Origin of the sequence: Mesorhizobium sp. ES1-4 (assembly GCF_020164745.1) — a bacterium.
GTDB lineage: Bacteria > Pseudomonadota > Alphaproteobacteria > Rhizobiales > Rhizobiaceae > Mesorhizobium.
The window spans coordinates 22,426-48,339 of sequence record NZ_JAIUGV010000020.1; the positions used below are offsets into that span (position 1 = coordinate 22,426).

The 25,914-nt window shown below is 60.3% G+C and carries 19 protein-coding genes and 4 pseudogenes; 10 read left to right on the plus strand and 13 right to left on the minus strand.

Annotated features, from left to right (window positions below):
- Positions 1-168: 168 nt before the first annotated feature.
- A pseudogene (locus tag LB556_RS27750) lies at positions 169-549 on the plus strand (ParB/Srx family N-terminal domain-containing protein); the annotation flags it as partial.
- Positions 524-2,785, plus strand: a pseudogene (locus LB556_RS27755) (transketolase); the annotation flags it as partial. The pseudogenes LB556_RS27750 and LB556_RS27755, both read left to right, overlap by 26 nt.
- Positions 2,786-2,851: 66 nt before the next feature.
- On the opposite strand, the pseudogene nadE reads toward LB556_RS27755, so the two are convergent.
- Positions 2,852-3,375: pseudogene (gene nadE / locus LB556_RS27760) on the minus strand (NAD(+) synthase); the annotation flags it as partial.
- A gap of 329 nt (positions 3,376-3,704) precedes the next feature.
- Here nadE and LB556_RS27765 point away from each other — a divergent pair.
- Positions 3,705-3,908: a CsbD family protein gene (locus LB556_RS27765; protein WP_224570766.1), complete on the plus strand. Its 204-nt coding sequence runs from the start codon at positions 3,705-3,707 to the stop codon at positions 3,906-3,908.
- 258 nt (positions 3,909-4,166) lie between these two features.
- Here the strand turns inward: LB556_RS27765 and LB556_RS27770 are convergent, their stop codons facing one another.
- Positions 4,167-4,496 (minus strand): hypothetical protein, encoded by a 330-nt coding sequence (locus LB556_RS27770; protein WP_224570767.1) that lies wholly within the window; start codon positions 4,494-4,496, stop codon positions 4,167-4,169.
- Between the two features lie 89 nt (positions 4,497-4,585).
- Here LB556_RS27770 and LB556_RS27775 point away from each other — a divergent pair, with 89 nt between their 5' ends.
- Positions 4,586-4,783 (plus strand): hypothetical protein, encoded by a 198-nt coding sequence (locus tag LB556_RS27775; protein WP_224570768.1) that lies wholly within the window; start codon positions 4,586-4,588, stop codon positions 4,781-4,783.
- 345 nt (positions 4,784-5,128) lie between these two features.
- Here the strand turns inward: LB556_RS27775 and ligD are convergent, their stop codons facing one another.
- Positions 5,129-6,907 (minus strand): DNA ligase D, encoded by a 1,779-nt coding sequence (ligD, locus tag LB556_RS27780; protein WP_224570769.1) that lies wholly within the window; start codon positions 6,905-6,907, stop codon positions 5,129-5,131.
- 422 nt (positions 6,908-7,329) lie between these two features.
- Here ligD and LB556_RS27785 point away from each other — a divergent pair, with 422 nt between their 5' ends.
- Positions 7,330-9,543 (plus strand): putative bifunctional diguanylate cyclase/phosphodiesterase, encoded by a 2,214-nt coding sequence (locus LB556_RS27785; RefSeq protein ID WP_224570770.1) that lies wholly within the window; start codon positions 7,330-7,332, stop codon positions 9,541-9,543.
- A gap of 72 nt (positions 9,544-9,615) precedes the next feature.
- On the opposite strand, the gene LB556_RS27790 is transcribed toward LB556_RS27785, so the two are convergent.
- Both LB556_RS27790 and LB556_RS27795 read right to left on the minus strand, forming a co-directional pair.
- Positions 9,616-10,092, minus strand: coding sequence for a hypothetical protein (locus LB556_RS27790; RefSeq protein ID WP_224570771.1), 477 nt, complete (start codon positions 10,090-10,092; stop codon positions 9,616-9,618).
- Positions 10,093-10,900: 808 nt separating this feature from the next.
- Positions 10,901-11,092: a hypothetical protein gene (locus LB556_RS27795; protein ID WP_224570772.1), complete on the minus strand. Its 192-nt coding sequence runs from the start codon at positions 11,090-11,092 to the stop codon at positions 10,901-10,903.
- Between the two features lie 94 nt (positions 11,093-11,186).
- On the opposite strand from LB556_RS27795, the gene LB556_RS27800 reads away from it, so the two are divergent.
- The gene (locus tag LB556_RS27800) at positions 11,187-11,657 is read left to right on the plus strand and encodes a hypothetical protein (protein ID WP_224570773.1); all 471 of its coding nucleotides are present in this window, start codon (positions 11,187-11,189) and stop codon (positions 11,655-11,657) included.
- A gap of 365 nt (positions 11,658-12,022) precedes the next feature.
- On the opposite strand, the gene LB556_RS27805 is transcribed toward LB556_RS27800, so the two are convergent.
- Together LB556_RS27805 and LB556_RS27810 are read right to left on the minus strand one after the other, a co-directional pair.
- Positions 12,023-12,400 carry a hypothetical protein gene (locus LB556_RS27805; RefSeq protein WP_224570774.1) on the minus strand — a complete coding sequence of 126 codons (378 nt, stop codon included), beginning with the start codon at positions 12,398-12,400 and terminating at the stop codon, positions 12,023-12,025.
- 918 nt (positions 12,401-13,318) lie between these two features.
- Complete coding sequence (locus tag LB556_RS27810; RefSeq protein ID WP_224570775.1) at positions 13,319-13,546, minus strand: hypothetical protein; 228 nt, start codon at positions 13,544-13,546, stop codon at positions 13,319-13,321.
- A 438-nt stretch (positions 13,547-13,984) separates the two neighbouring features.
- Between LB556_RS27810 and LB556_RS27815 the strand changes: the two genes are divergently transcribed.
- The 3 genes and pseudogenes from LB556_RS27815 to LB556_RS27825 form a co-directional block, all read left to right on the plus strand.
- Complete coding sequence (locus tag LB556_RS27815; RefSeq protein ID WP_224570776.1) at positions 13,985-16,642, plus strand: PAS domain S-box protein; 2,658 nt, start codon at positions 13,985-13,987, stop codon at positions 16,640-16,642.
- A 19-nt stretch (positions 16,643-16,661) separates the two neighbouring features.
- The gene (locus LB556_RS27820) at positions 16,662-17,156 is read left to right on the plus strand and encodes a response regulator (protein ID WP_224570777.1); all 495 of its coding nucleotides are present in this window, start codon (positions 16,662-16,664) and stop codon (positions 17,154-17,156) included.
- Positions 17,157-17,283: 127 nt separating this feature from the next.
- A pseudogene (locus tag LB556_RS27825) lies at positions 17,284-17,826 on the plus strand (chloride channel protein); the annotation flags it as partial.
- 144 nt (positions 17,827-17,970) lie between these two features.
- On the opposite strand, the gene LB556_RS27830 reads toward LB556_RS27825, so the two are convergent.
- From LB556_RS27830 to LB556_RS27855, 6 genes are all read right to left on the minus strand, one after another.
- A complete protein-coding gene (locus LB556_RS27830) occupies positions 17,971-18,462 on the minus strand; it encodes a DUF4142 domain-containing protein (protein WP_224570778.1) in 492 nt (163 codons plus the stop codon).
- Between the two features lie 126 nt (positions 18,463-18,588).
- Positions 18,589-20,583: a sensor histidine kinase gene (locus LB556_RS27835; RefSeq protein WP_224570779.1), complete on the minus strand. Its 1,995-nt coding sequence runs from the start codon at positions 20,581-20,583 to the stop codon at positions 18,589-18,591.
- A gap of 314 nt (positions 20,584-20,897) precedes the next feature.
- Positions 20,898-21,794: a carbohydrate ABC transporter permease gene (locus LB556_RS27840; protein ID WP_224570780.1), complete on the minus strand. Its 897-nt coding sequence runs from the start codon at positions 21,792-21,794 to the stop codon at positions 20,898-20,900.
- A 1-nt stretch (position 21,795) separates the two neighbouring features.
- On the minus strand, positions 21,796-22,734 hold the full coding sequence (locus LB556_RS27845) for a carbohydrate ABC transporter permease (protein WP_224570781.1): 939 nt from the start codon (positions 22,732-22,734) through the stop codon (positions 21,796-21,798).
- Between the two features lie 191 nt (positions 22,735-22,925).
- Entirely contained in the window at positions 22,926-24,254 is a 1,329-nt protein-coding gene (locus LB556_RS27850; RefSeq protein WP_224570782.1) for an ABC transporter substrate-binding protein, read from the minus strand.
- Positions 24,255-24,292: 38 nt separating this feature from the next.
- A complete protein-coding gene (locus LB556_RS27855; RefSeq protein ID WP_224570783.1) occupies positions 24,293-25,348 on the minus strand; it encodes an ABC transporter ATP-binding protein in 1,056 nt (351 codons plus the stop codon).
- A 283-nt stretch (positions 25,349-25,631) separates the two neighbouring features.
- Between LB556_RS27855 and LB556_RS27860 the strand changes: the two genes are divergently transcribed.
- Positions 25,632-25,811, plus strand: a complete 180-nt coding sequence (locus tag LB556_RS27860) for a hypothetical protein (protein WP_224570784.1) — start codon at positions 25,632-25,634, stop codon at positions 25,809-25,811.
- Positions 25,812-25,914: the final 103 nt, after the last annotated feature.

Consider the following 25,914-nt stretch of genomic DNA (forward strand, 5'->3'; position numbering starts at 1 on the left):
CTCAATCCGGCTCGCTTAAGGCACATGGCGCCCCCGTTGAGGCCACCGCGATCGATCACGTGTGCCGGATCGTGCGCAAGCGTGGGAGAGGAAGAGGTTTGAAGGGACCTGGTGACGGGCTCAGGACCGAGAGAGAGGCTCTCGGCGGTCCGTCGCGGAGAAACTCAAATGACCACTTCGGTTCAAAAGATCACACTGTCGTCCTCGCGCGATATTCCATTCAACAAGCTGGTGCTCGCCCAGACGAACGTGCGGCGTATCAAGGCTGGCATCTCGATCGAGGATCTGGCGGCTTCGATCGCGCGACGCGGACTGATCCAGAGCATCCATGTTCGCCCGGTGCTCACTGCCGACGGCCATGAGACAGGAATGTTCGAGGTGCCGGCTGGCGGCCGTCGCTACCGGGCCCTTGAAATGCTTGTGAAGCAGAAACGTCTCGCCAAATCCGCGCCTGTCCCGTGTGTCGTCGGCAGTGCTTGCAGCGGCTTACTCGCGCAGGAAGTTTCGTTGGCCGAAAACATTGAACGCGCGCCACGCAACGATCATGACGGTCCTCTACTTCGCGGCTCTGCGGCCGCAGGACAGGGTCGCGGTCAAGCCGCACGCCAGTCCGGTGTTTCATGCCATCCAGTACCTCTTTGGTAATCAGAGCCGCGAAAAGCTGGAGAATTTTCGCGGTTACAAAGGGGCACAATCCTATCCCTCGCGGACAAAGGATGCCGACGACGTCGACTTCTCGACCGGTTCCGTTGGCCTCGGGGTCGCCCAGACTTTGTTCGCGTCGCTCGTGCAGGATTATCTTCATGCCAAAGGATTGGGCGAGCACCTGCCGGCGGGCAAGATGGTCGCGCTGATCGGCGACGCCGAAATGGACGAGGGCAATATCTTCGAGGCCCTTCTGGAGGGGTGGAAGCAGGGCCTTCGCAACACATGGTGGATCGTGGACTACAACCGGCAAAGCCTCGACGCGGTCGTACGCGAAGGCCTGTGGGAACGGTTCGAGTCGCTTTTCGAGAACTTTGGCTGGGACGTGGTGCTGGTCAAATACGGCCACTTGCTGGAAGCGGCTTTCTCGGAGGCGGGCGGCGCGACGCTCAAACAATGGTTGGATCACTGTCCCAACCAGCTCTATTCCGCGCTGACATATCAGGGCGGCGCGGCATGGCGAAAACGGCTGCTTGACGATATCGGCGACCAGGGTGCGGTATCCAGGCTCATAGAAAGCCGCAGCGACGACGAATTGGCTACGCTGATGACCAATCTTGGTGGTCACGACTTGCCGACACTGTTCGAGGCCTTCGCGAAAGCGCGCACCCATGACCGTCCGGTTTGCTTCATCGCCTACACCATCAAGGGCTTTGGTTTGCCGCTCGCCGGCCACAAGGACAATCATGCCGGGCTGATGACCAGGGCCCAGATTGACGAATTGCGCGCCGCGCACGGCGTCAGGGCCGGCAGGGAGTGGGAGCCCTTCGAGGGGCTTTCGCAGGCCCCGCGTGTCGCTGACTTTGTCCGCAACGCGCCCTTCAATGCCAAAGGCACAAGGCGCTATGCATCGGCGCGTGTCGATGTGCCCGCCGTGCTGGACGTGCCGATGCAACCGCAAATGTCGACTCAGCAAGGTTTCGGCTTGTTGATGCACGAGATCAGTAAGCGGGAGGACGAATTCGCCAGGCGCATCGTCACGACGTCGCCGGATGTTACCGTCTCGACCAATCTGGGCGCCTGGGTAAACCGCCGCGGACTGTTTGCGCGCAACGAGATGGCCGATCTCTTTCGCAAGGAACGAATCCCGTCCACGTTCAACTGGGATTTCTCGCCCAAGGGGCAACATATCGAACTCGGCATAGCCGAGATGAACCTCTTTATCCTGCTCTCGGCGCTGGGCCTTTCACACTCCATTTTCGGTGAACGTCTGTTGCCGGTTGGAACGCTCTATGACCCCTTCATCGAGCGCGGGCTCGATGCGTTGAACTACGCCTGCTACCAGGACGCTCGCTTCATCGTCGTCGCCACACCCTCGGGCGTGACCCTGGCGCCGGAAGGCGGCGCTCACCAGTCGATCGCAACGCCGCTCATCGGCATGGCGCAGGACGGTCTGGCCACTTTCGAGCCCGCCTTCGTCGACGAGTTGGCGACGATCATGCGGTTTGCGTTCGACTACATTCAGCGTTCGGGAGAGCCAGAGCCAGACGAGACGAGCTGGCTGAGGGACGCCGTAGGCGGATCTGTCTATTGCAGGCTGTCTACACGCTCCATCGAACAGCCTCGCCGCGAGATCGGGTTGGAGCTTTCCCGGCACATCGTCGACGGCGCCTACTGGATGCGCGAGCCTGGTCCCAATTCGGAAGTCGTGGTAATCTACACAGGGGCCGTTGCTCCTGAGGCCATCGAGGCGGTTGGCTTGATGGGCGAGGACCGGCGAGACGTCGGGCTGCTTGCCGTTACCTCGGCCGACCGGCTCAACGCCGGCTGGACCGCCGCCCTGCGTGCGCGCGAACGTGGTATTCGTCATGCAAGAAGCCACATCGAGAGACTTTTGGCCCAGGTGCCCACGAACTGCACGCTGATCACGGTCGTTGACGGTCATCCGGCGACCCTTGCTTGGATGGGATCTGTCGTGGGTCACCGCGTCCGACCGCTTGGCGTTGAGCATTTCGGGCAGACCGGCACTATCGCCGACCTCCATCGTCACTATGGCATCGATGCTCAGGGCATAGCGCGTGCGGCGCAGGCGATCTCAGGTGGCCGGCCAATCAGGCATGTGGGCGTCGCCGCGGCCTAGTACGCCGACGCGGCATGAAACGTACCCAAAAACCATGAGGTCTCGGTATCCATAACAGGCGGATGTTTAGGGAAGCGAGCGCTTGTGAGCGGTGCTGAAATACGCATCAACGATACGCCTTCGCGCCGCCTCGTCGATTTCCTTACTTCGAGGGAATTTGATCTGATCATATGTGACCCCACATGCATCTTCGTCAGAACGAAGCGGCACGAGGTTCTCCAAATCTGCGGTCGGCACCTTGTTGACGAGTTGCGGCGGAGCGCCCAGATGCGCCGCCAGCGCGCGCACCCGGCGCTTGTTTAGACCTGAAAGAGGAAGAGGGTCAGCAACGCCGTCGCCAAACCTGGTGAAGAAGCCCATCATTGCCTCGGCCGCATGAGCGGTACCAATGACCAGTCCTCCTCTGGCAGCGGCGAGCGCGAATTGGGCGATCATGCGCTGACGGGCCTTTGTGTGCCCAGCAAGAAGTCCTCCCGACGAGCATCGCCGAATTCCACGCCAGCCGACCTGATCGAGTCGAGCGTTGGGTCGGCCGCCGGTTTTATGTCGAGCCTGTGCACTTCGTCCGCCGCAACGGCGTCGAGTGCTTTTCTGCGGTGTGGATTAAGCTCGCCCCTGAAATAGGGCATAGCCGGAAATCGAAAAGAACAGACGCGGCTGAGCCTGCTTCTCCGGCGACCCTTGACCCAGAGATCCACGGGTCTGATTGGCCGCCATCGTCGGAGTTCAAGCGCTCGCGAAGCTTGTCGCGATCCGGGCCGGCGCCCCAGTACAGGCTGCCGCCCAGCTCGCTTTGATCTCCCCAGCATTCTTCAATCCGCGCAGCCGATGGGAACGCCTACCTCCCAAGGGAGACGGACTCCGGAACTTCGCTGCCCCGATGACGTTTCGACTTCTATGAGACGAAGGAGGCCACAACATGGACTGGAACCGTGTCGAAGGGAACTGGAAGCAGGTCAAAGGCAAGGTCAAGGAAAAGTGGGGCAAACTCACCGACGACGACCTCGACCGCATCGCCGGCAAGCGCGATCAGCTCGAAGGCAAGATTCAGGAACGTTACGGATTGGAGAAGGACCGCGTCCGCCGCGATGTCGATGATTGGTATAGCATGCAGGGCTGGTGACCATTCGCCAGAGAAGTCCCAGAAAAGCCCGCGCCCCTGGCGGAGGACGCGGGCCGGCTGGATACCGATCTTCAGCCGGCATCGTGGGCGACGAAGGCCGCCAAGCCACGATTAGCCGCGCGTCAGGCACTGTTCAATGCAATTGCCACCTGTCGATGGACTTCGGCACGTCGAAAGCCACGGCTTGGTGATCGGCGCGACCCAAGAAGCGAGGGCAACGCTTACCGAGAATGAGATCAGTGAAGCCAAGGCGGGTCGTCAGTAAGGGCAAACCCGCACGCGTTCCAATACCCGGTGGTGATGGCGCCAGTGCCTCAACAGCTTGACCCGGCAATGGCGGTAGTGATGCCTGGAGTAGCGGTGCGGATATCGAACCATATAACCAGGATAGTCACTGTAGTAGCGGGGGCCGTAATAGCGGCCGCCATAGTCGTAGAACGGAGCCCCGTAGAACGCGCCGCCCGAAAATGGGCCGAATCCGCCGAACGGGCCAACGCCGAGGCCAAGCAATCCCCAGGCATCAGCCGGGGCGACGGTGGCGATCGCGGACGCAACAGCGATCAATGAGGCAAGTAGCAGCTTTTTCATGGCAACCTCCTAAAGGCTGATTAACTGCTAAACGACCGCACGAGGCCTGAGTTCCCGATTGCTAATGTTCGCGGCGGTCGCTCGAGGCCGTGAGCAGGCTTGCCGCAAACAACGTCCCGGAGGCCACAGCTGCGGATGTTATCTCGGTTGAGGAACTGACGCACAAGCTCATCGCCGACGCGAAGGCGCTCGGCATCAAGCGAGGTGAGATCGACGAGGAGGTGGGCAGCCTCTATCGCACCATCCTGGACGCGATTGTGCACGTCGATCCAGGTTTGCCCGAGTGACGTTCTTGTCGGCTTGACTCGCACGTTCCGACTTTTCCCTGAACGTAATTAGGCCGGCCTCAAATCAGCGGATGCGTTTTCGTGAAGGCCACACTGCTCGACCCTGGCGGTCGACTTGCCGGGTGACAACTCCCGCTCTGGAATGGGGCGCTAAGTCTGACCTCACCGATCATCATTCCGGAAGAGCTGTCGACCGGCATGGCTGGGTTTGTGTCCGCCGTGGACCTTGCGCGCGGCGGGCACGGGACGGTTGCAGCCGACCGCCGCCGACGCTGCGAAACCATCGTCAGCGACGGGATGTTGCGTAAGGCCTTCGCTTCGGCGCTGCCTCGTAGCGGTCGACGGCTATCTCGAGGTGGCACAAGCTTGATCTGCCTTGAACGGGTGATCCATGGTGAAGGCGTCTGGACGCACCCCCCGCTCAAGCTGGCCCCATGTCACAGGGTGGGCGATTGGAAAGCCGGGGCGTGCTCGTGGAGAGAACGCGCCCACGGCCGTGTTGCCTCTCCCGTTGCGAAGGTAATCGATGAAAATGCGTCCCGTTCTTGCCGCCGGTGCAGCAGACAAGAGGTAGCGGTCGGGATGAGCGTCGGCGAGGCACCGGGCAAGCGATTTCGCGAGTTTCCGGGCTTTGTCGTGGGTCATCTTTGTCTCAAGAGGGGCCATCAAATGGATGCCCTTGCCGCCGGTGGCCTTGGCCCAACTCTTCAGACCTGAAGCCTCTAGGATGTCGCGAAGCGCCAGCGCCGCTTCGATCACCTGCTCCCACTCGACGCCCTCGCCGGGGTCGAGGTCCAGCACGACGCGGTCGGCCCGCTCGATGTCATCAATGGTGGCGTTCCAGGGATGCAGCTCGACCGCATCCATCTCGACCAGCCCGAGCAAACCGGCGAGAGCGTCCACCCACACGCGCACACCCTCCCCACCATCGCGCTTCTGGATGCGCAGTTGATGCACGGCGGCCGGAATATCGGGCAAGGGACCCTTGTGATAGAAAGTGGTCCCGCTCGCGTGGCGCACCAGCTTCAGTGGTCTGTGGCCGAGATGGACCAGCGCTTGCTCGGCAACCTGTTGCCAGTAGCGCATAAGGGCTTCCTTGGAGGGCGAGACCGCGTCCGGCAGCAGCTGAAGAACGTTCTCACCGGGCACCGCGTGTTCCTCGGCCCCGTTCCGCCGTTTGGATGGCGCGGGCGGCTTTGCGGGGATTGTTACGAGATCTTCACGCAGGCCCTTGAATACTGCTTCGCGCAAGATGCCGCGGTCGGTGACGCTGCTGAACTGCACCTCGGCCAGAACGTCCGGCCTGACCCATGTGGCCTTGGGCTTGTCGATCGGCTCCGACAATGGCGACTTGTCGATAATCAGCGGCTCCAGTCGCTCCCGGACCTGCCGCGCGATGCTCAAGCTGTAGCCGCTCTGGGCTTTGCCCGCATAAAGCAGCCGGTCGCCTTCACGCCTGCCGATGTAGAGCGAGGCGATCCGGCGCGGTTGAGCGCCAAGCTTCTCGACGAAAGCCACGATAGGAAAGGTGTCGCTCTTGACGCATTTGACCTTAACCCAGCTTGTCTGGACGCCAGAGCGATAGGGGGAATCGGCGAGCTTTGACACTATGCCTTCCAGGCCCATACGGCAGGCGTGCGCGAACATGTCCTTGCCGCTCACCTCGAGGTGTTCGGCATAGGTCAACGTCGGCGCTGAACCCTTGAGCAGCTTCTCCAAGGCGGCCTTGCGTTCCAAAAGCGGCTGCTGCCGAAGATCGCTGCCGTTGAGATGAAGCAGGTCGAACGCATAGAAGATGAGCCTCGGCGAACGCGGATTGCCTAGCTCCCGTTCCAAGGCTTGGTAGTCCGGAAGGCCGGTCTCGCCCAGAACGACAGCCTCACCATCGATGATCGCGGAGTTTGCGCGCAGGCTCGCCGCCGTCTGAACGATTCTCTTGTACCGATGTGACCAATCGTAACCCCGGCGCGTGAAGGCTCGCGCTGTTCCGCCCTTCACGACGAGCTGGGTCCGGTAGCCGTCATACTTGATCTCGTGAAGCCAGTTGCCGCCGTCAGGAGCTTTCTCGACCAACGTTGGCGATTGGAACTCGATGAATGACAGCCGGTCTTCGGTCTTACTCATGCGCACGCGAACTCCTGGAATCGGGAGTCAAATCGTGCGACGGTAATGAGTTCCGACAAATTTAGGGAAATTGCATATATCTGCGACGTCGATGTGCCCGGTCAGAGAGACGTCGCGCCTCTGGCCCTAGCCTTACAGTTTCACCCAGGCGCTTTGTACCGCGCGATAGGTCCCGATGGACGAACCGAGAAGCGGACGGGTTGATCTGAAAGGCTGTTGACGTTGCGGTCCCAGATGCCCAGTCAGTGACTGCCGCCGCAGCATCGAGCTCTCGCTGGCTTCATACTTTCGGTCGCCGCCGTCGTCGTCGGCTCCGCGCGATGCGACCCCGAACGCCAGCCTGCCGGGGAACGGCACGCACCACGGCTTCTCGCGCAGGACCTTTTAACGGTCCAGAAGTCTTCATCGTCTATAGCGATCTGATGAAACTGCTGCGACATTTTGCCGAACCGACCCGTCGTCTCTTCCTGGTGAGAACGGCCTTGCCCGTCATCGCGCTGACACTGCTCATTGCAGCGATCACCACCGGGCTATTGCTTTGGTCGACGATCCAGACCGACCGCGTTGCCGCGGCGCGGCAGAAAAGCCTGGTTGTACTGATCATGTCCAAGCTGGAAAGCGCAGTGGCACATGATCAGGAGAGCGTCACGGTTTGGGACGACGCCGTTAACGCCCTGCGCAGCGGGGATGCGAAATGGCTCGATACCAATCTCGGCAGCTGGATGCACACCTATTTCGGCCATGACCAGGTTTATATTCTCGATGCCAATGATGCGCCCGTCTACGCGTTCACCGACGGGTCGACCGCCGACCCCAACAGCTACCGCGCCATACACCCGACCACCGCGCCTCTCGTCCAGACTTTGAGAGCGAGACTGAAACGAGGGGACACCGAAGGTGTCACGGAACAGGTGCTCACCATCGGTGCTTCCGATGTGGCCGTTATCGCCGGCCATCCCGCGGTCGTCAGTATCAAGCCTGTGGTTTCCGACAGTGGCCACATCGCGCAGGTCCCAGGCCAGGAATTCCTGCATGTGGCCGTTCGCTATCTCGACGGCAGTTTTCTTACCTCCTTGCGGCAAGACTATCTGCTCGATGGCGCGCGATTCTCCTGGGATAATAAGCTTGCTTCCGGAGAGGCTTCGAATCCCGTCGTCGACCGATCTGGACCTATCGGCTTCTTCGTTTGGCGGCCGTACCGGCCAGGAGCATTTGTCCTCTTTCAACTCGCGCCCGTTCTCGTCACCTTGTTCGGTCTGGTGCTGGCGGGTGTCATCATCGCTCTGATAGGCTTTCGCAAGCGGACGTTGAAGCTGATCGAGACAGAGGACCGGATCTATCACCTCGCTCACAACGATGTGCTCACAGCGCTGCCCAATCGCGGTCAGTTCAACGAGCGTCTGGCAGATGCATTGGCGCGCTTGCCGTCGACGGAAGAGCAGCTCGCGATTCTTTACCTCGACCTCGACCGCTTCAAGCAGGTTAATGACAGCTTTGGCCATCCGGCGGGTGACGAGCTGCTCAGGGAGTTCGCGGACCGGCTAAGGCGGCTGACGACCGAAGCGGACACGGTGGCGCGTCTCGGTGGCGATGAATTCATCATCATCCGACGTTCGGTTGGCGGCGAGAATGACGTCGAGGCGCTGTGCGAGCATTTGATCGAGTCTGCCCGTCGGCCGTTCGAGGTCGCCGGCGTGCAAGTCTTTGTCGGCGTAAGTGTGGGCGTAGCGGTTGCACCCAGGGACGGGTTGGACACGGTCGACTTGGTGCGGAAAGCCGACGTGGCGCTCTATCATGCCAAAGCGGGGGGCCGCAGCAGCTACGCCTTCTTTAGGGACGAGATGGATCTGACGCTGGCCATGCGCAAGGGCATGGAACAGGACCTGCGCAACGCGCTGGATGCGACCGGCCAGATCCAGGTCCACTATCAGCCGCTATACGCCGCCGACACGAACAGGATGACGGGTGTCGAAGCGCTGGCCCGCTGGTCTGATCCGGAGCGGGGCTGGGTTGCACCGGACTTGTTCATACCGCTGTCCGAAGAAGCAGGGCTGATTGAAAAGCTTGGCGAACTGGTTCTCAGGCAGGCGTGCCTTGACGCGGTGGATTGGCCCGTCGAGACCTTGGCTGTGAATGTGTCGGCCTTGCAGCTGAACAATCCCAGTTTCGCCATGCGAGTGACCAGTATCTTGTTGGAGACGCACATGGATCCGCGGCGGCTCGAAATCGAGGTTACCGAAAGCGCTTTATCGGAGCGCCGAAGCGAATGCCGAAACAACATCGAGGCTCTGCGTAGCATCGGGGTGCGCTTTGCACTGGACGATTTCGGCACCGGATTCTCCTCCTTGGGAAGACTGCAGACGCTGGAAGTCGACAGGATCAAGATCGACCGAAGCTTCGTGCAGGGCTTTGGTCGCTCCAACGGTGACGAGGCCATCGTTCAGGCGATTATCAACCTGGCCCGTGCGACCGGGCTTAGCACCACTGCCGAAGGGGTCGAGACCGAAAGCCAGTGCGATTACCTGCGCAAGCTCGGCTGTGACCAGCTCCAAGGCTTTCTGCTGTCCAGGCCACTGCCCAAGGGGGAGCTTCAAGAGCTCCTCCTCGGGGTCGTATCTGCGCGCGCCTCTGCCTAGGAAGCCCAGCGGGGGCGAGCCACGGAAGCTGCCATCCGGAGCGGCTGGATGCCGGTGCCGTCCACCGTCCGCTTAGCAGCCCTGGACCTTCAGTGATTTGACCATGCGAACGATAAGCGGATCATAAGGGACCTTCTCGTCGCGAGCATAGTTGACCGTAAACAATGCCGCTCTGTCCCCGCAGATCTTGATGGCCCGGACGTACAGGATCTGACCGTCCTTCAGTCCTGAATAGCTGGCCCATTGCGGCGTCACTCGCTTATAGGTCACTTTCCAGCCGTCGTTCTCGTTCACGGCAATGCGATGCTCGATCTCGGTGCGAAAGCTTGCCTTGCCGAGTTGCGCCCCCCAGACCGCAAGAAATGCTTTGTTTTTGCCCTCGAAGGCTGCTCCTTGATCGGAGCGCTGGGCAAGCACAAACCCCGGGGGAACGTCGAATACGAATCCGAGATGCTTGATCCCAAACCCCTCCCATTGTTCAGCACCCAGCAGCGAAGTGGGGATCATCATGGCGCCCAAGCTGAGCAGAATATGGGGCAGACGTTTCATGGGTGTAATCCTGTCGTCGTATGGCCTGCGCCATGCCGGACACAGCCCAGCCGCCCTGGCGGAGGGCCAGCAATCCGCGGCTCCAAAGCCAGCGGACCTTTTCAAATCTGACGTGGCGCTCTTTGTTCCACTAGGAACCAAGAATATCGCGGCACGCGCGTCGAGTGGGCCGCGCCTGTTTCAGGGCAGCGCTGCCCGCCAGCACCCGACAGCGCGCGGACAGAGCCGGGGAGGGCTCGGCTCGCGTTATGGGAGAGGACCGACCGTACCGGTAGGGGCGGCATGCGAAGGCTGGCCTCGCTCGGCGGCATGCCTCCAGGCACCGCGAATCGGGACGCCCCCATGGAACATTGTTGCGTTGAAAAACTTCGGCCGTTGCACTGTTTCCCATTACAGTGCGCATCCCCACGACTGTTGACTGGCCCGCCGCCACGACCTCTCCGGCGGCGGGCATTTTTCGTAGGCGGACCTTGTCGATCGCCGCAGATTGACACCCTCGGCGACAGCGCTGCAACAGGGCTGTCGCTGACCAAAGACCCGACCTCTGGTCGGCCCGCGCCTCCCCAAGGGGGTGCGGGTCATTTGGAGCGCTTGACAGATTTCGGCGGCGTGAGGCACTTTCGCGCCTTGAGAAATCAACCGGGGGGAATACCCATGAAGAAGACCTATGAAAAGCCAGAACTGAAGAAGCGTGAGCGTCTGAACAGCATCGCGGCCCAGGTGATCATTTCCAAGTCGGCCTGAGACCCAATCCAATTAAGCATCATCTACAAGCAGCCCGTAGGCGCCGGCCGGCGGGCTTTTGCGTTCATGAGCGTTTGACGACTTGGGGCTTCAGCCGCTCATGCGTCGGCTGCTCGTGCCAGATCACCTGACGCAGATCGCGCATGTCGACCGGCTGTCCGGAAATGTCGCATTTATAGAAATGGTCGCCTTCGTCAGAGGGCGGCTCATGCGGCTTGCCCTTGATGGGCGGCCCGAGGTCCGAAGGTTTCGTCATGGGGCCAGCAACATCCCGGCATGGTAAAAGTTCCGGAACTGTCTAGCTAGAGCTTATTGAATCGCGTGCCTTTTGCCTGGGTCAGTGCATGCGTTTGAAGTTCATCGAGCCGTTGATGCCGACCCTGGTGGAGAAGCCTCCCGAGGGCGATGGCTGGAATCACGAGGTGAAGTTCGACGGTTACCGATCGCAGATCGTCAAGGACGAAACCGGCGTTCGGATATTCACCCGCCGCAGGCTGGACTGGACGGCGAAATACCGCGATCTCGGCAAGCCAGCCAGCGACATCGATGTGGAAAGTGCCATCATCGAAGGCGAGGTCATCGCGCTGAACGACGCTGGCTGCCGGACTTCGGCGCGCTGCGGAAAGCAATCAAGCCGGCAGCATGACCTCTATTTCGACGCCTTTGATCTGCAGCACGTCAATGGACACGATCTGCGCGACACAGCTGCTGGAGGGCCGCGCATCCCATTCACAAACGCCTTTCGTTTCTCGGCATCGAAATTCGTGCCCTCCACGAGGCGGAGTGAACACGGTCCAGGTCGGCCTACGCGGTCTTGTTAGCCAGCTCTACCGAGAGGAGTCGCTCACAAAGTCCGCAGGGGCCAAGCCGGTCGAGTCAACAAGGGGCTTCATGCCGGCGGATTGACCTATGGCTATTCGTACCTGTAGGCGACCCGGGGAAGCGGAGATTGCACAGGATGATGCGGACGCTGGCATCTGACCGAAGTACTTGGATTCTATACGGATGCTGGGCGTCCACTCCCTGCCAGTCTGGATGATTTCGATTGATTGCACGTCACGTAGGGCCCGCAGTCGCGCTTCATTGGAGCGGCCCGCGATCTCGTTGGCCGTGCTGGCATCTTTGCACATCGCCACCGACGAAGAGAGTCGTACGTCCCCGTAGCCGTTCCAATACACTCGATCATCTAATCGGAAAGACCTTCGCCTTTCGGGCGATCCGGACCCGTGCGCTCGGCTTCCCATTTGCACAAATGATAACGGCTGCGGGCAAGCAGTTCCCGTGAACGCTGAAGATTGCGCCGCCCCTCTCCGACGTGAGCACCACGAACGCGCGTGGCCGGACGCTCATCTTCAGACACGTTGGCCTCACAGGTCCGACAGGTATCAAGCAGGACTCTGATCATCGTCTCGTCTGCCTCGGTGCCGGAAAAGGCTTTCGCGAGGCTGCGAGCCTGCTTGTCCCATTCGCATTCGGGGATTTCGCCCTCCGCGATTGTAGCTTTCAGAGCGTTTTTTATGACCTCGAAATCAAAGGCCGAGATCGCGGGGCGATTGCTTCCCATATGCTCCTCTCCGCAGGTCCGAAGCTGCCGAAGAATGGATCGGAAGCACCAACGACAAAGTATAACTCGTCACCAACTTGGCGCATTAACCTGCGTTAATAGCTACCCCGAACTTCTGCTCGTGACGAGGAGCAGCGGGTTCGAAACTTAGCTGGAGTTGGAGCTGCCAAAGAGTAGGCGACCGACGCCGGGTTGGGGGGCGGGGGTACACGCCGGTCGCCATCAGGGAGAGGGACCATGGATTTAGCAAACTGCGTTGCGGTTGGTCCTGAAGAAGAAGAGGAGATTCGCGCAGAAAAAGCAATTGGCCTGAAGTGCCTCTGTTTGGTCTCAGATCTCTCGCGGGCTGTGCAGCCGTTGCCGTCAATGGCCTCGCTGCCGCTGCTGGGTCGCCACGGCAGGCCGAGGAACGCAGGAAACATTCCCGGCGCTCTGGAGTTGGACATCTGTCGATTGCCCGATCAAAGCACTGCAACGCACAGAGCTCGTCTCGGCTCACGCCGGGGCGGTTTTCCAGCGTTGGCCAGGACGGTCATCCCGAATTGCTCGGCGCAACTGCCCGTACACGGATGGCCGAGTCGAGCGCGGCGACGCCGTGATGAGATCGGCCGCTGCCAGGATATCGAGCTCCATCTCTCAGGCTATTCCGTCCCCGAGGCATGCCCGAAGCAGTGGACATAAAGCACCGAGTTTGTCACCTACCAAATGCCAGCCAGCGGCGAATGCGCCGCCGCCCGTACCCTTCACAGGCGCTTGCCTCAGCGAGCCTGGCAAACGCCTGCTCGACCAACTGAGCCGATGCATCCGTGTGTGCGGTTTGCTGCGCCAACTGCCGGCGAAGCGCCGTTATCCTTTGGCCCGATCTGTGTCAGGCATTATCGGTGTGTTAAGATTGGAATTGTGGATCATAGCGCCAACTCAGCCCATGTCGCCTGTCTTGATCTTCGTCAGGTGCTCTCTGGCTTCAGAGACACGTCTCTGCGCGCATCGTATCGTGTCACAGAGGGCCAGGTCGATGCCCACGCCACCGGTCTGGGGTGCCTCATGGTCAAACACCGACAACGCCCATTCTGGCGTGTCGGTCTCCGGCATCACCACCACACAGAAGGGCACATGATGGCTGTCGGTGGCGTTACGATGGACCATAGGTCGACCGGATCCCCGATCACAGCGGGGCGCAAGGGGGCGTCAGCCCTCCAGTCGTTGCGCAGGATGTAAAGTAGGGCGATGGTGCGCTTGAGTTCTGCCGGGCACGCCCCATCTGCCCATGCCATCCAACAGGCGGATCGCAGCGCCGTCCAGCGCCTGTATGAGGCATTGAGTGAATCGTCCGGTCTGGACGTTGGGCGAGCCGGAAACCTCGCCCTCGAAGGTATCCACATCCGTGGGAAGGGAGGCTTGGTTCCAGGTCCATGTCGTAACCAAATCACTCCAGCGGGAATTGAGGACGGTTCCATCCCCCCTTCCGCGTTATGAGGCAATCGTGGCAGTCGCCCGAAATCCGGATCGGTAGAAACATTGCAGGCCTTCGGAACTTCTTACGAAATCGGGTGTTAAGCTGCGTTTAGGGGAATTCAACCATCGATGGAACAACGAGCTTTGCCCTCCAGCATTTCTGGCGCGAAACCCTTTGCCGGTGACGGGGAGGTTGAAGGGCACCGTGCGGTCCTGCTTCCCGGCAGCGAGATGGAAGATTTCTTCGAGAATGCAGCCGTTGCTCTCCACCTTGTGGCGAATGATGGCACGATACTGCGCGCCAATCGAGCCGAACTGGACTTGCTTGGCTATGCCCCCGAGGAATACATCGGCCACAACATCCGGGAATTTCACGCTGATCCCGCCGCAATCGACGACATCTTGGATCGTCTTTCTCGGCATGAGCACCTTCAACATTATCGCGCCAAGTTGCGGGCCAAAGACGGCTCCATCCGTTGGGTGGAGATAACATCCAATGTGCGTTCGGCTGGGGGACGGTTCCTAAACACGCGCTGCATCACCATCGACGTGACTGAAAAAGTCGAAGCGGAAGAGTTGTTGCGCGAACACGAGCAGAGACTTGCCCTGACCTATCACAGCGCTGGTGTGGGAATCGTGGAAGCTGATGCCGAAGGTCGGCTGCTGCGGGTGAACGGACATTTGTGCCGTCTTTTGGGCTGTACGCAGGGGGAACTTGTTGGCCGGTCGATTTTTGATTGGACCTTTCCCTCCGACGCAGAAGCGGATCGCAGTCAATATCGGCAACAGGTCGCCGGCGAGATCAAAGGCTACACAATCGAGAAGCGGTTCGTGCGCAAGGACGGGTCGCATTTCTGGGCCGTCGTGACGTCTTCCAGCGTTCACGACGGCAGCGGACGGTTTTGTTACGCGGTACGGGTGCAGCACGACGTCAGCGAGCGGAAAGAGATTGAGGCGACACTCGCCCAAAGGGCCGAGGAGCAGGCTGCGCTGCATCAACTGACGGAAGTGCTGCAGCACGCCCATACCCGCGAAGACGTCTACGAGGCTGCGTTGGACGCGATCCAGCGCGGACTAAGATGTCAGCGCGCTTCTATTCTGCTTTTGGAAGGCGGGGTCATGAAGTTTGTCGCCTGGCGCGGCTTGTCGGACGCGTATCGAAGCGCCGTGGAAGGCCATTCGCCCTGGTCCGTGGCAGACATCAACCCGCAGCCCATTTGTATGCGCGATGTGGAACAGGCCGAGCTCCCCAGCAGCTTGAGACAGGCAATCCGAACAGAACGCATCGGCGCGGTCTGCTTCATTCCGATAACCGAGGGGGGGCGTCTGCTGGGCAAGTTCATGGCCTACTTCGACGAGCCGCATGATTGCTCGGCAGAAGAGATTGAAGTCGCCCGGACAATCGCGCGCCAGCTCGGGTTCGGCATTGAGCGTGTCAAGGCACAGAATGCGGCCCAGCGCCTGGCGGCAATCGTGGAGTCGTCCCAGGATGCCATCGTAAGCAAGGATCTCAGAGGCGTCGTCTCGACTTGGAACCGCGGCGCCGAACGCTTGTTTGGCTATACGGCCGCGGAAATGGTTGGCAAGCCCATCACCACTATAATTCCCGAGGATCGGCTGAGTGAGGAGCCGCTGATATTGGGTCGCATCCGCAACGGCGAACTCGTGGATCATTTCGAGACGGTTCGCCGCCGCAAAGACGGAACGCTGGTGGATATCTCTCTGACAATATCGCCGGTGCGGGATGCGTCTGGCCGTATCGTCGGAGCTTCCAAAATCGCACGAGACATAACTGACAAAAAGATAGCGGAATCGAAGATACAAGACAGCGAGCGCCACCTTCAAGATCTGCTCGCTGCCATTCCTGCCGCAATCTATACCACCGACCGCGACGGCAAGATCACCTACTTCAATGAAGCGGCGGTGCAACTCGCCGGCCGAACGCCCGTTATTGGCACCGACGAATGGTGCGTGACATGGAAGCTCTACTGGCCGGACGGAACGCCGCTTCCCCACGATCAATGCCCGATGGCGATCTCATTACGCGAAGGGCGGCCCATCCGGGGATATGAAGCGGTGGCCGAGCGGCCGGATGGCACCCGCGTCCCTTTCATTCCTTATCCCACACCGATGCGGGATGCTGCTGGAAACATCACGGGCGCCATAAACATGCTGGTCGATGTGAGCGAGCGTAAGCAGGCCGAAACCCAGCAACGGATCTTGCTCGACGAGCTCAATCATCGCGTCAAGAACAACATGATGATGCTGAAATCGCTGCTTTCGGTGGCGGCGAGGACCAGCGAAAGTTCGGAGGCTCGGAGCGTTCTGGACGAGGCCAGCAAGCGTGTGGCGGCCATGGCTGCCGCTCAGCGGGTCCTCTATGATACGCCCGACGCCGTCAGCTTCGGTGCCGAACCTTTCCTGGGCGCTATCTGCGAGACGGCAAAACAGATGTTCCCCCCAGCCGTTCAATTGGTCTGCGAGGCAGATTCGATCCAACTGCCAAATGACGTTGCTATGCCGCTTGCGCTCATTGTCAACGAACTTTTGATCAATGCGGTGAAGCATGGCCTACCCGAAATGGGGAGTGGAACTATTCGTGTTTCCATCAGACAAGACGGTGGTGGCAATAGGGTCGTCGTCGAGGATGAGGGGCCGGGCTTCGAACTGAATTCGGTGCGCTCGTCGTCATCCGGCCTGCGACTCGTCGAAGGCCTGGTGCGACAGATCGGCGGGACTTTCCAAGTGAGCCGGCACCCGTCCACATGCACCATGATTTTTCCTTAGATGCCTCAGGAGATTGGGCTTGCGAGCAAAAGCGGTATCTGAGCTAAGTTTTGCGGGGGACATCAGTGGATCCTTCGAGCCGCAGATGGTGTTCTCCCGGGATGATGTGAGCGGAGGACACGCCGAAATCACTCGAAGCCAGCTGATCTTGATCGTCGAAGACGATTATCTGATCGCGCTGGACATAGAGGCTGGGCTGCTGGCCGAAGGCTTCTCGTTGGCGGGCCTCGCGACCAGCGCCGATGAGGCGATAGGTATGGCGCGCTCGAGCAGGCCAGCGCTTGCCCTCATGGACATCCGCTTGCTTGGCAAGCGGGACGGCATCGATGCGGCCGTGGAGTTGTACCGCGATTTTGGGATACGATGCATCTTTACGACAGCGCACGGTGATCGCGACGTGAGGCTTCGAGCCGAGGCGGCCAGACCGTTGGGTTGGGTGCAGAAACCCTATTCTATATCGACGCTGATCGCAGCCATTCGAAATGCCTTTCAGGAGCTCGATAAGGAAGGCTGAACGGGCACGGGGGAGGACATCCAAGCAGTCGGACCCGCCGAGCGTGCCGCGTTGGTGCTTGACTTTGGATGCTGAGGTGTTCTGCTCTCGCGGCGGCTTCAACCGCATTGCGAGGCTGTATCAAAAGGTTCTCCTGTACTTGATCGCGGCCTGCGCGGCCGCGCATACGGTAACTGTTTTGTTGATGAAGCGCTCGATCCTGACCGAAAGATTGCCAGGCGAGGGCATCACTTGGTTCGCGAATATCGCGGTGATCCGTTCGCGCTGACCAGGGTACGCGAGGTCATGACCACGCAAGTGGAGAGCGTGCCGGCGACGATGCCTTGCGTCCCGTTCGCTTTTGCCACTGCCACCGCCCATTCTTCGCTGGAGACGCGCGGGTAAGCACCGCACCACAACGCTTGGCGAGTTGCTGGCAGGCGGCAAGTTCACGCTCGCCTATCCAGACGAGTACCTCGAAGGGCTTTCCGACAAGCTGCTGATGGCCAACGCCTCGCATCTGCCGGTTCTCGCTCGTGGGGACGCGCGGCTGGTTGGCTATGTCGGCTGGACGGATCTGATGCGTGTCCGGTCCAAGAAGCTGGCCGAGGAACGTGATCGTTCGGTCCTCCTTGGGTTCGGTGCAAGTGGTAAAATTCAAGCCTTTTTCAACAAATCGGGTTCGGTCTGACAAGAATGTCGCTATCGATCCAAGCGGGAAGATGTGCTTCACCACGCCCATGCATCCAGAACGAATCGCTCGCATCGAGGGGCGGCTTCTGCGTAAGCTGGTGGCATAGGCTCGATCGCCCGACTTGAGGCCCGGATTACCTGGTCATGGTTTGGCCAGTGCCTGCGCCATTTTCAGGTGCTTTTGAAGTGTCGGTAAGGTCTTCTTGGCGAGCTTGGCGACCTTGCCGCTGCCGGTCTTCGCCTCATCCTGGAACTCGGCGATGTCCTTCTGGTGGTCGGACACCATGTAGGTGGCAAACTCCTGATCGAAAGCCGTCCCCGAAAGGCCGTTCAGCTTCTTCATCTCGGCGGTTGCCTCGTCGGTGAGGTCGCTCGTGTCGGACACACCCAGCTTCTTGCCAACCGAGAGAGCCTGTTTCTTAGCCTTTGCATGGTCCTTCGCCAACGTCCGGCCGAACTTCTTGATGCCACTACTATCACCCTTTTGCGTCGCAAGCGTCCCGAGGGCGATCTCGGAATTGTCGCCTTTGATGGCGTCGGTCAGAAAATCCGAATCGCTTTTTGCGAGTGCTTGGCTACTGACAAGGACGCCGGTTGCGAATGCTGCGGCGGTGACGATGCGCTGAACGGACATGACGGAGCCTTTCTGAACCTAAGAGCTGACCCGAACCGATGCTCGCGCTCCTTGTTCCACCAACCGGCAAAAAACTCAGCAATACCTCGACTCTGCGCGAGATCTTCGACGGGCTTCTACCAGCGCCTAAGGTTCCCCTCCGGGGGTGTCGTCGTTGTCTACCGCGGGATTGACCGGAGACGCGGAGTTTACTCGCATGGTGCAGACCAGTCCCGATTTCTGGAACTTCAGAGTGACGCGTCCCGACGTGCCGGACGCAAACACGCGCTCGAGGAGCTGCGTGCCGAAGCCCTTTCGCTCGACCGGTTCAACGGGCGGACCTCCCCGTTCGCGCCATTCCAGATTGAGCCAGCGATACTTTTTTTGCCCGAGGAGCTTCCACTGGATCGACACCGTGCCGGTTTCGTTCGACAGCGCTCCATACTTGAGCGCATTCGTCGTAAGCTCGTGAAAAGCCAGAGCGGCCGAAAGAGCCACGTTCGGTGGTAGCCAGGCCGACGCGCCGCCGATTTTGAAGCGGTCGATCGGTGCGTGTGAGCTGACTGATGTGACGATCAAATCCCTCACGTCGGCGCCACTCCAGTTCTGCTGGATCAGCAGGTCGTTGGCCTTGGCAAGCGAGACGAGACGGCTGGAGAGCGTCCGCCCTGCTTCGGGCAAACTTGTCGCGTTGCGCAGCGTCTGGGAGGCAATGGACTGAACAACGGCAAGGATATTCTTCACGCGATGGTTCAGCTCATTGGTCAACAATTCGAGATGCTCCTCGTCGCGTTTGCGGTCCGTGATGTCGAGACTGATTTGTACGGCGCCTATAATGCCGCCGCCCGGATTGCGAATTGGACGTGCGCTGGAAAGTAGAAAACGCTTGACACCTGAGGGCAGCGTGTAGGCGAACTCTTCATGATCCGTCAGCTGCCCGCGCATGGCGCGGCTAAGAGGGCGGTCTTCGCGACTCACGATGTGGCCGTCCTTGACGGCCACGGTGTCGATGACGAGGTCGGGCCTGCCGAAGGACTTCTGCGCGTCCGTCGGCAGGCCCATGAGTTCGGCCGCGAAGCGGTTGCGGATAACCTGAAGGGCTTTCGGATCATAGGTAAACCAGACCGCCGCCGGCGCTGTCTCCAGCACCGCCTCCAACTCGTAGCGCCGTTCGGCGATCGCCCGCTCTGCGTCCACCATCGCCTGGGCTATGGCGGCGAACTCCGTAACCGAGGTCGACAGGGGTGCAACGCTGCGGCCATGACCCAGCGCCTCCGCGCGGCTCGCCAGTTCAGCGGTGGCTTGCGTAAATCTCTTGCCGACGAAATATCCCAGAGCAACGGAAACAAGAAGGGACAGGAGACCTATTCCGCAAATTGCGGCAAGCGAGGCCCAAAGCGGCGCCTGCGCTGCTGAAAGCGGCACGTTTGCGGTATAGAACCACTCAGACAGCGGGGACCTGTAGTAGCCCGCCAGCAGCGTCACTCCGTCGAAGTTGCGGGAGGTAAACGAGCCGGAGCGCCCAACTATCTTTTCCACATATTCGGGCAATCCGCGTTTTCCGGTCCACTCGTCGTGCAACTTGGAACGTGAAACGTAATTTCCGTCGCGATCTCCCACGCCAACGGTCCATCCTTCTGGTACGGCCGGCATTAAAACATCACGGATTCGGGAAGTCGGCACTGAAAGCGAAAGAAGCAGATCCTCCCCCTTTGGAGCGGCCACTCGAATGGCAACAGCCACGCGGTATTCGCCTGAGCCCTTGCCGGCGAAGACATCGCTGACGTAAACACCGGAACGGTTGAGTTTCTCGCGGTCGACAGCCGCTATCGGTTCGACGGACGGCAAGGCGGGACCGTAGCCGATTTCGGTGTTCATTAGCTGATCGCGGCCAAGATCGCGCAGGACGATCGTCCGGTCCGTCCCGTGGACAAGATCGACCGCCTCGCGGTGGAAGGCTTGCAGATCGCCATTGGCGAGCGCGGCGGATTTGGACAGGCCGTCGAGGATGGTTTGGAGATTCGCCAGCTCGCCCTCTACGACGAGCGATACCTGTCGAGCCGTTTGCACGGCATCCTGCTCAAAACGATATCGTTCATGCAGTGCATATTGGCCGAGCAAATAACCGGCAAACAGCCACACCGGGACAACCGCGGCGGCGGTCAAAGCAAGCAGATGCGATCGAACTGATCGACGAGGCAAAGTTCATATCCCGTGCCGCCTCAGGAACGCCCAACCATAATCAGGGAGCTACGAACAGCAAGCGTTAGTTCAAGCGAATATAGTGCTTCCCGCAGGTCGTCCCGCGAACCGTGCAACGCGATGCAAGCATCACGTAGCGTGGCACAACGCCAGCTCTGCGTCGCTCCAGCGACAACCATCGCGCCGCGTCCGGTGTGGCGTAAACTCAGTACGCGGCGGAGCGCGCCATCACCGCCGCCGGTCACCAGCCGCCGCTATTCTTTGACAGCGCCGGTCATTGACGACACATAGTGCTCGACGAAGAAGGAATAGAGGATCACCACCGGCAGCGAACCGATCAGGGCGCCGGCCATGAGCGAACCCCATTCGTAGACGTCTGAGCGGACGAGTTCGGTCAGCACGCCCACCGGCACGGTTTTGTTCTCGGACGACTGGATGAAGGTGAGGGCGTAGATGAACTCATTCCACGACAGCGTGAAGGCGAAGATACCGGCGGAGATCAGGCCTGGCACCGACAGCGGCAACACGATCTTGGTCAGCACCTGCCAGCGGCTGGCGCCATCGATGAGGGCGCACTCCTCCAGTTCGAAGGGGATGGAACGGAAATAGCCCATCAGCAACCAGGTGCAGAACGGTACCAGGAAGGTCGGATAGGTCAGGATCAGGGCGAAGGGCGTGTCATAAAGCCCGAGATTAAACACCATCACCGACAGCGGAATGAACAGGATGGACGGTGGGACCAGATAGGCGAGGAACACGGCCAACCCGACTTGGCGCGAGCCGGAAAAGCGCAACCGCTCGATCGCATAGGCGGCCAACACCGCAGCGATGAGCGACAGCACGGTAGCGGCGATCGAGATGATCGTCGTGTTGAGCAACCAGCCGGGATAGGAGGTCTCGAACAGCAGGTACCTGATGTTCTGCAAGGTCGGGTGGACTACCCAGAACGGGCTCGATGTATCGTAACTCGTCATTTCTACGTTGGGTTTGATCGCGGTGATCGTCATCCAATAGAAGGGAAAGAGCAGCACGATGACGAAAACGGCCAACGGGACATAGATCGTCACCACGCGGCGCGGCATGCTCTGCAGATAGGTCATGCCACCTTCGTCGCCGCCGGCCGGATTCGCTTTGGGGCCGATCTGAGCCATCTCAATCTCCGCCGCCTTGCTGCCATCTGCGTCGCTGCAGGCCGAAATAGCTGAGCAGGATAGCGCCCAGCAGGAAGGGGATCATCGCTACGGCGATGGCTGCGCCTTCACCGAGTTGCCCGCCCGAAATCCCGCGTTGGAAGGAAAGCGTCGCCATCAGGTGTGTGGCGTTCACCGGGCCACCACGCGTCAGCACATAGATGAGCTGGAAATCGGTGAAGGTGAACAGAACCGAAAAGGTCATGGTGATGGCGATGATCGGCGTCAGCAGCGGCAGGGTGACATAGCGAAACAGCTGCCAGCGACCGGCGCCGTCCAGCGTGGCGGCTTCGTAGAGCGATTGCGGGATCGTCTGCAGGCCGGCGAGCAGGGTTATGGCAACGAAGGGAATGCCGCGCCAGACATTGGCGGCAATCACCGAGGCGCGCGCGTTTTGCGGATCGCCGAGGAAGTTGATGTTGTGGTCGATGAGGCCCATCTGCTTGAGGGCCCAGGAGATGATCGAGAACTGCGAATCGTAAATCCACCAGAAAGCAATCGCCGACAACACCGTCGGCACCACCCAGGGAAGAAGCACCACGGCGCGGAAAAAGGATTTGAACGGCAGGTTCTCATTGAGCAGCAACGCCAGCCACAGGCCGAGGGCGAACTTGAGGATTGACGCGCTCACCGTGTAGAGAACCGTGTTGAACACGGACAGCCAGAACACGCTGTCATCCCAGAGGTATTCGTAGTTCTCCAGGCCGATGAAGACGCCCGGCCTGCCAATGCGGGCGTCGGTAAAGCCGAGCCAGACGCCGAGCCCCAGCGGATAGGTCAGGAAGACCAGCAGCAGCACCACCGTTGGCAGCATAAAACCAAAGCTGAGCAGGCCACGGCTTTCCGCAATGCGCGACAAAAAGGAGGGGCGGGGTGGGGCGGCGGCGGTTGTCACGGCCATGAAAGGCTCCTGTGGCGGGTATCAAGTGGCAGCGAGTCCCTCCGCTTTTCGTGGACTGCTGGCGCGGGGCCCTGATTGGTCCGCGCTCTCCTTGTCGGCGCCTGCACCTCGGCGGTATGCCGCGGGCATGCTGGCGCCGACCCGAAAAATAACAAGCGTCTTCTCCCGCGAACGGAAGAAGACGTCCGGACTTACACCCGGTAATACCGGTTGGCGCGCTTCTCGGCTTCTTCCATTGCCTCCTGTGGAGTCGCCCGACCGGTCACCGCCTTGGCGAACATGTCGACCAGCACATAGTCGGCCATGGTCGCGGCCGAAGCGTAACCGAGCGGCCCGGCGTAGCCGTTGTTGCGCAGTGTTGCGGACGCTTTGGCATAGGGCGCATAGTTCGGATCGGCCTTCCAGATCGGATTGTCGTCGTAGGCCTTCAAGGTCTGGCAGCAATAGCCGGAAGAGCCCTTGATCCATTCCGACATCTGCGGTTCCTCGAACATGAACTGCAGATAGGCCTTGGCCGCGTTCGGATAGGGCGTGTAGTTGAAGATCACCGCCGAGGTAACCTGGTAAAGCTCCACGGCCTTGCCAATCGGACCGATCGGCAAGCTGGCCGTGCGGATGTCCTTGGCCATTTCAGCCAGCTTGGGATCATTATCCTTGTTGATCCTGGCCGTTTCATAGGCCGAGATGCCGTTGGCGATAACGGACAACTCGCCGGCGAGGAAGGCGCGGTTGTTGTTCACGTCGAGCCAGCTTTCGGTGCCAGGGATGAAGGTCTTGTAAAGCGCCTGAGCATATTCGATCGCCTTAAGCGTCTCGGGACTGTTGATCACCACCTTGCTGTTCTCGTCGACCATCTTGCCGCCATGGCTCCATAAGAGCCAGTGGGCGTAATTGTTGCCGTCGCCAACGCCGTGGCCATGGGTGAAGCCGGCCGGATGTCCTTTGGCCTGCACGGCCTTGCACAATTCGAGGAAGCTGTTGGTGTCCTTCGGGAACTCGGAGAAGCCGGCCTCCTTGACCCAGCTCTCGCGGTAAACGATGGCGTTGCCTATGGTGGCCAGCGGCAGCCCGATGAATTTGCCGTCCTTCGTGGCGTAGCTCTTCGGGCCCTCGTGCCAGCCGCCATATTTCTTCCCCAGATAATCACCGAGATCGGTCACATCGAGGAGCTTTTCGGGGTATTGGAAGGGATCGTCGAACCAGACGAACATCAGGTCGGGACCCGAGCCGACATTGGCGGCGACCGCCGCCTTGGGGCGAATGTCCTCCCAGCTCTCCTTGTCGACGCGCACCTCGACACCTGTGGAATCGGTGAATTTCTTCGTCAGCGCCAGCCAGGCGTTCTCATCGCCCTGAACAAACGGCGACCAGCGAAGGAGCCTGAGCTTGGCGCCCTTTTCGGGCGTGTATTTCGGCGCATCCTGGGCAAAGGCGGAGGTGCCAAGCAGCCGGCTACCGATTGCTCCGGCAGCCGCAGCACCGGCGCTGGTGCGCATCACGTCTCGTCTGGTGTATCTCATTGCTATTTCCTCCTGTTTGATTGGCTGACCCGGGATACTCAAAGCCGGCGCCCCGTCTCTGCGTCAAAGAGATGGACCAAGTTCGGCTCGGCGGCGAGCCTGATGGTTTGGCCCGGCTCGAACGGGTGGCGCTCCCGGAAGTTCGCGACGATCTCTTCGCCGCCAGGCGCGCGGCCGATGATCTGCAACTCCGACCCGGTTGGTTCGACCACCGAGATGGTGACGGGAAAGCCCTGGTCGGACAGGCGCAGATGCTCTGGCCGGATGCCAAGCACCACCCGACCGCCGTTCAGGCCTTTCGGCGTCTGCGGCAAGTGTACGGCGACGTCGCCGCTGCCTTCGAAGCCGCCGGCGCCAATGCGCCCTGTCAGCATGTTCATGGCTGGCGAGCCGATGAACATCGCGACGAAAAGATTGTCCGGGCGGTCATAGAGGTCGAGCGGGCGTCCGATCTGCTCCACATTGCCATCATGCATGACAACGATCTTGTCGGCCATTGTCATCGCCTCGATCTGGTCGTGCGTGACATAGATGGTGGTGGTCTTCAGGCGCTGGTGCAGTTCCTTGATCTCTGCGCGCATCTGCACGCGCAGCTTGGCATCGAGATTGGAGAGTGGCTCGTCGAACAAAAACACCTGCGGGTCGCGAACGATCGCCCGGCCCATCGCCACGCGCTGCCGCTGCCCGCCCGAAAGCTGCCGGGGATAGCGCGACAGAAGCGGGGTGAGGTTGAGAATTTCCGCGGCACGATCGACCTTGGCATCGCTCTCCTGCTTCGAGACACGCTTCAACATCAGCGAGAACGCCATGTTCTCACGCACGGTCATATGCGGATAAAGCGCGTAATTCTGGAACACCATGGCAATGTCGCGCTCCTTGGGAGCGACTGTGTTGACAATGCGCCCACCAATCGCGACTTCGCCGCGCGTGATGCCTTCGAGGCCCGCAATCATGCGTAACAGCGTCGACTTCCCACAGCCCGAAGGGCCGACCAACGTGACGAACTCGCCGTCTTCTATGTCGATGCCGACGCCATGCAGGATCTCGGCGGCGCCGAAGGATTTGTAGACATCGCGGATCGCAACGGATGCCATCGATTTCCTCCCGAGCGATGAGACGCCTGCAGGAAGACGTCCACCCTTACGTATGCAGCTTCCAGTCTTGCCGCGCCCTCCCATCTGAAGTGGTAGCGCTACCAGCAGTGCGTGTAAAGCACGGCCTGAGCTTGCCCGGCCACAATGATCTAGATCGAATTTCCGATATTTCGAGAGGCGCTCGCCGGTCAGCACAGACGCACCAAATGGAACCCTCAGCGGCAATCGGAGTTGATCGAAAACATCCGGGGGGTTCCCCGGGGGCAACGGGGAGGATTGCGGCATGGGTGTCATTGGCAAGTTCTTCGTAGGGCTGTTCGGCAGCAAGTCATCGTCAACCGAGAGCAGTGGCGACATGCGGAAGGCGACCGGTGCTGGTCCGGCACTGGCGGCACACTCAAAGGATGCCAAAACATCCGCAGCAAGCGGACAAAACGTAAAAGCAGGCAGCAAATCCAAGTAATGACAATTTCAGCAAACCCGCGGCATTGTAGATGGATTGCGACAACCCGGTGCACGAGCCAGTGGATCAAGGCCATTTCGATTGTCGGATTGATACCAACTCC

What these genes read in the sequence shown, in the direction of transcription:
- LB556_RS27795 (WP_224570772.1), bottom strand. Translation starts at nt 11,092, where the DNA reads ATGACGAAACCTTCGGACCTCGGGCCGCCCATCAAGGGCAAGCCGCAT.
- LB556_RS27845 (WP_224570781.1), bottom strand. Translation starts at nt 22,734, where the DNA reads ATGGCCGTGACAACCGCCGCCGCCCCACCCCGCCCCTCCTTTTTGTCG.
- LB556_RS27790 (WP_224570771.1), bottom strand. Translation starts at nt 10,092, where the DNA reads ATGAAACGTCTGCCCCATATTCTGCTCAGCTTGGGCGCCATGATGATC.
- LB556_RS27830 (WP_224570778.1), bottom strand. Translation starts at nt 18,462, where the DNA reads ATGTCCGTTCAGCGCATCGTCACCGCCGCAGCATTCGCAACCGGCGTC.
- LB556_RS27855 (WP_224570783.1), bottom strand. Translation starts at nt 25,348, where the DNA reads ATGGCATCCGTTGCGATCCGCGATGTCTACAAATCCTTCGGCGCCGCC.
- LB556_RS27785 (WP_224570770.1), top strand. Translation starts at nt 7,330, where the DNA reads ATGAAACTGCTGCGACATTTTGCCGAACCGACCCGTCGTCTCTTCCTG.
- LB556_RS27850 (WP_224570782.1), bottom strand. Translation starts at nt 24,254, where the DNA reads ATGAGATACACCAGACGAGACGTGATGCGCACCAGCGCCGGTGCTGCG.
- LB556_RS27860 (WP_224570784.1), top strand. Translation starts at nt 25,632, where the DNA reads ATGGGTGTCATTGGCAAGTTCTTCGTAGGGCTGTTCGGCAGCAAGTCA.
- ligD (WP_224570769.1), bottom strand. Translation starts at nt 6,907, where the DNA reads ATGAGTAAGACCGAAGACCGGCTGTCATTCATCGAGTTCCAATCGCCA.
- LB556_RS27770 (WP_224570767.1), bottom strand. Translation starts at nt 4,496, where the DNA reads ATGAAAAAGCTGCTACTTGCCTCATTGATCGCTGTTGCGTCCGCGATC.
- LB556_RS27765 (WP_224570766.1), top strand. Translation starts at nt 3,705, where the DNA reads ATGGACTGGAACCGTGTCGAAGGGAACTGGAAGCAGGTCAAAGGCAAG.
- LB556_RS27810 (WP_224570775.1), bottom strand. Translation starts at nt 13,546, where the DNA reads ATGGTCCATCGTAACGCCACCGACAGCCATCATGTGCCCTTCTGTGTG.
- LB556_RS27815 (WP_224570776.1), top strand. Translation starts at nt 13,985, where the DNA reads ATGGAACAACGAGCTTTGCCCTCCAGCATTTCTGGCGCGAAACCCTTT.
- LB556_RS27840 (WP_224570780.1), bottom strand. Translation starts at nt 21,794, where the DNA reads ATGGCTCAGATCGGCCCCAAAGCGAATCCGGCCGGCGGCGACGAAGGT.
- LB556_RS27805 (WP_224570774.1), bottom strand. Translation starts at nt 12,400, where the DNA reads ATGGGAAGCAATCGCCCCGCGATCTCGGCCTTTGATTTCGAGGTCATA.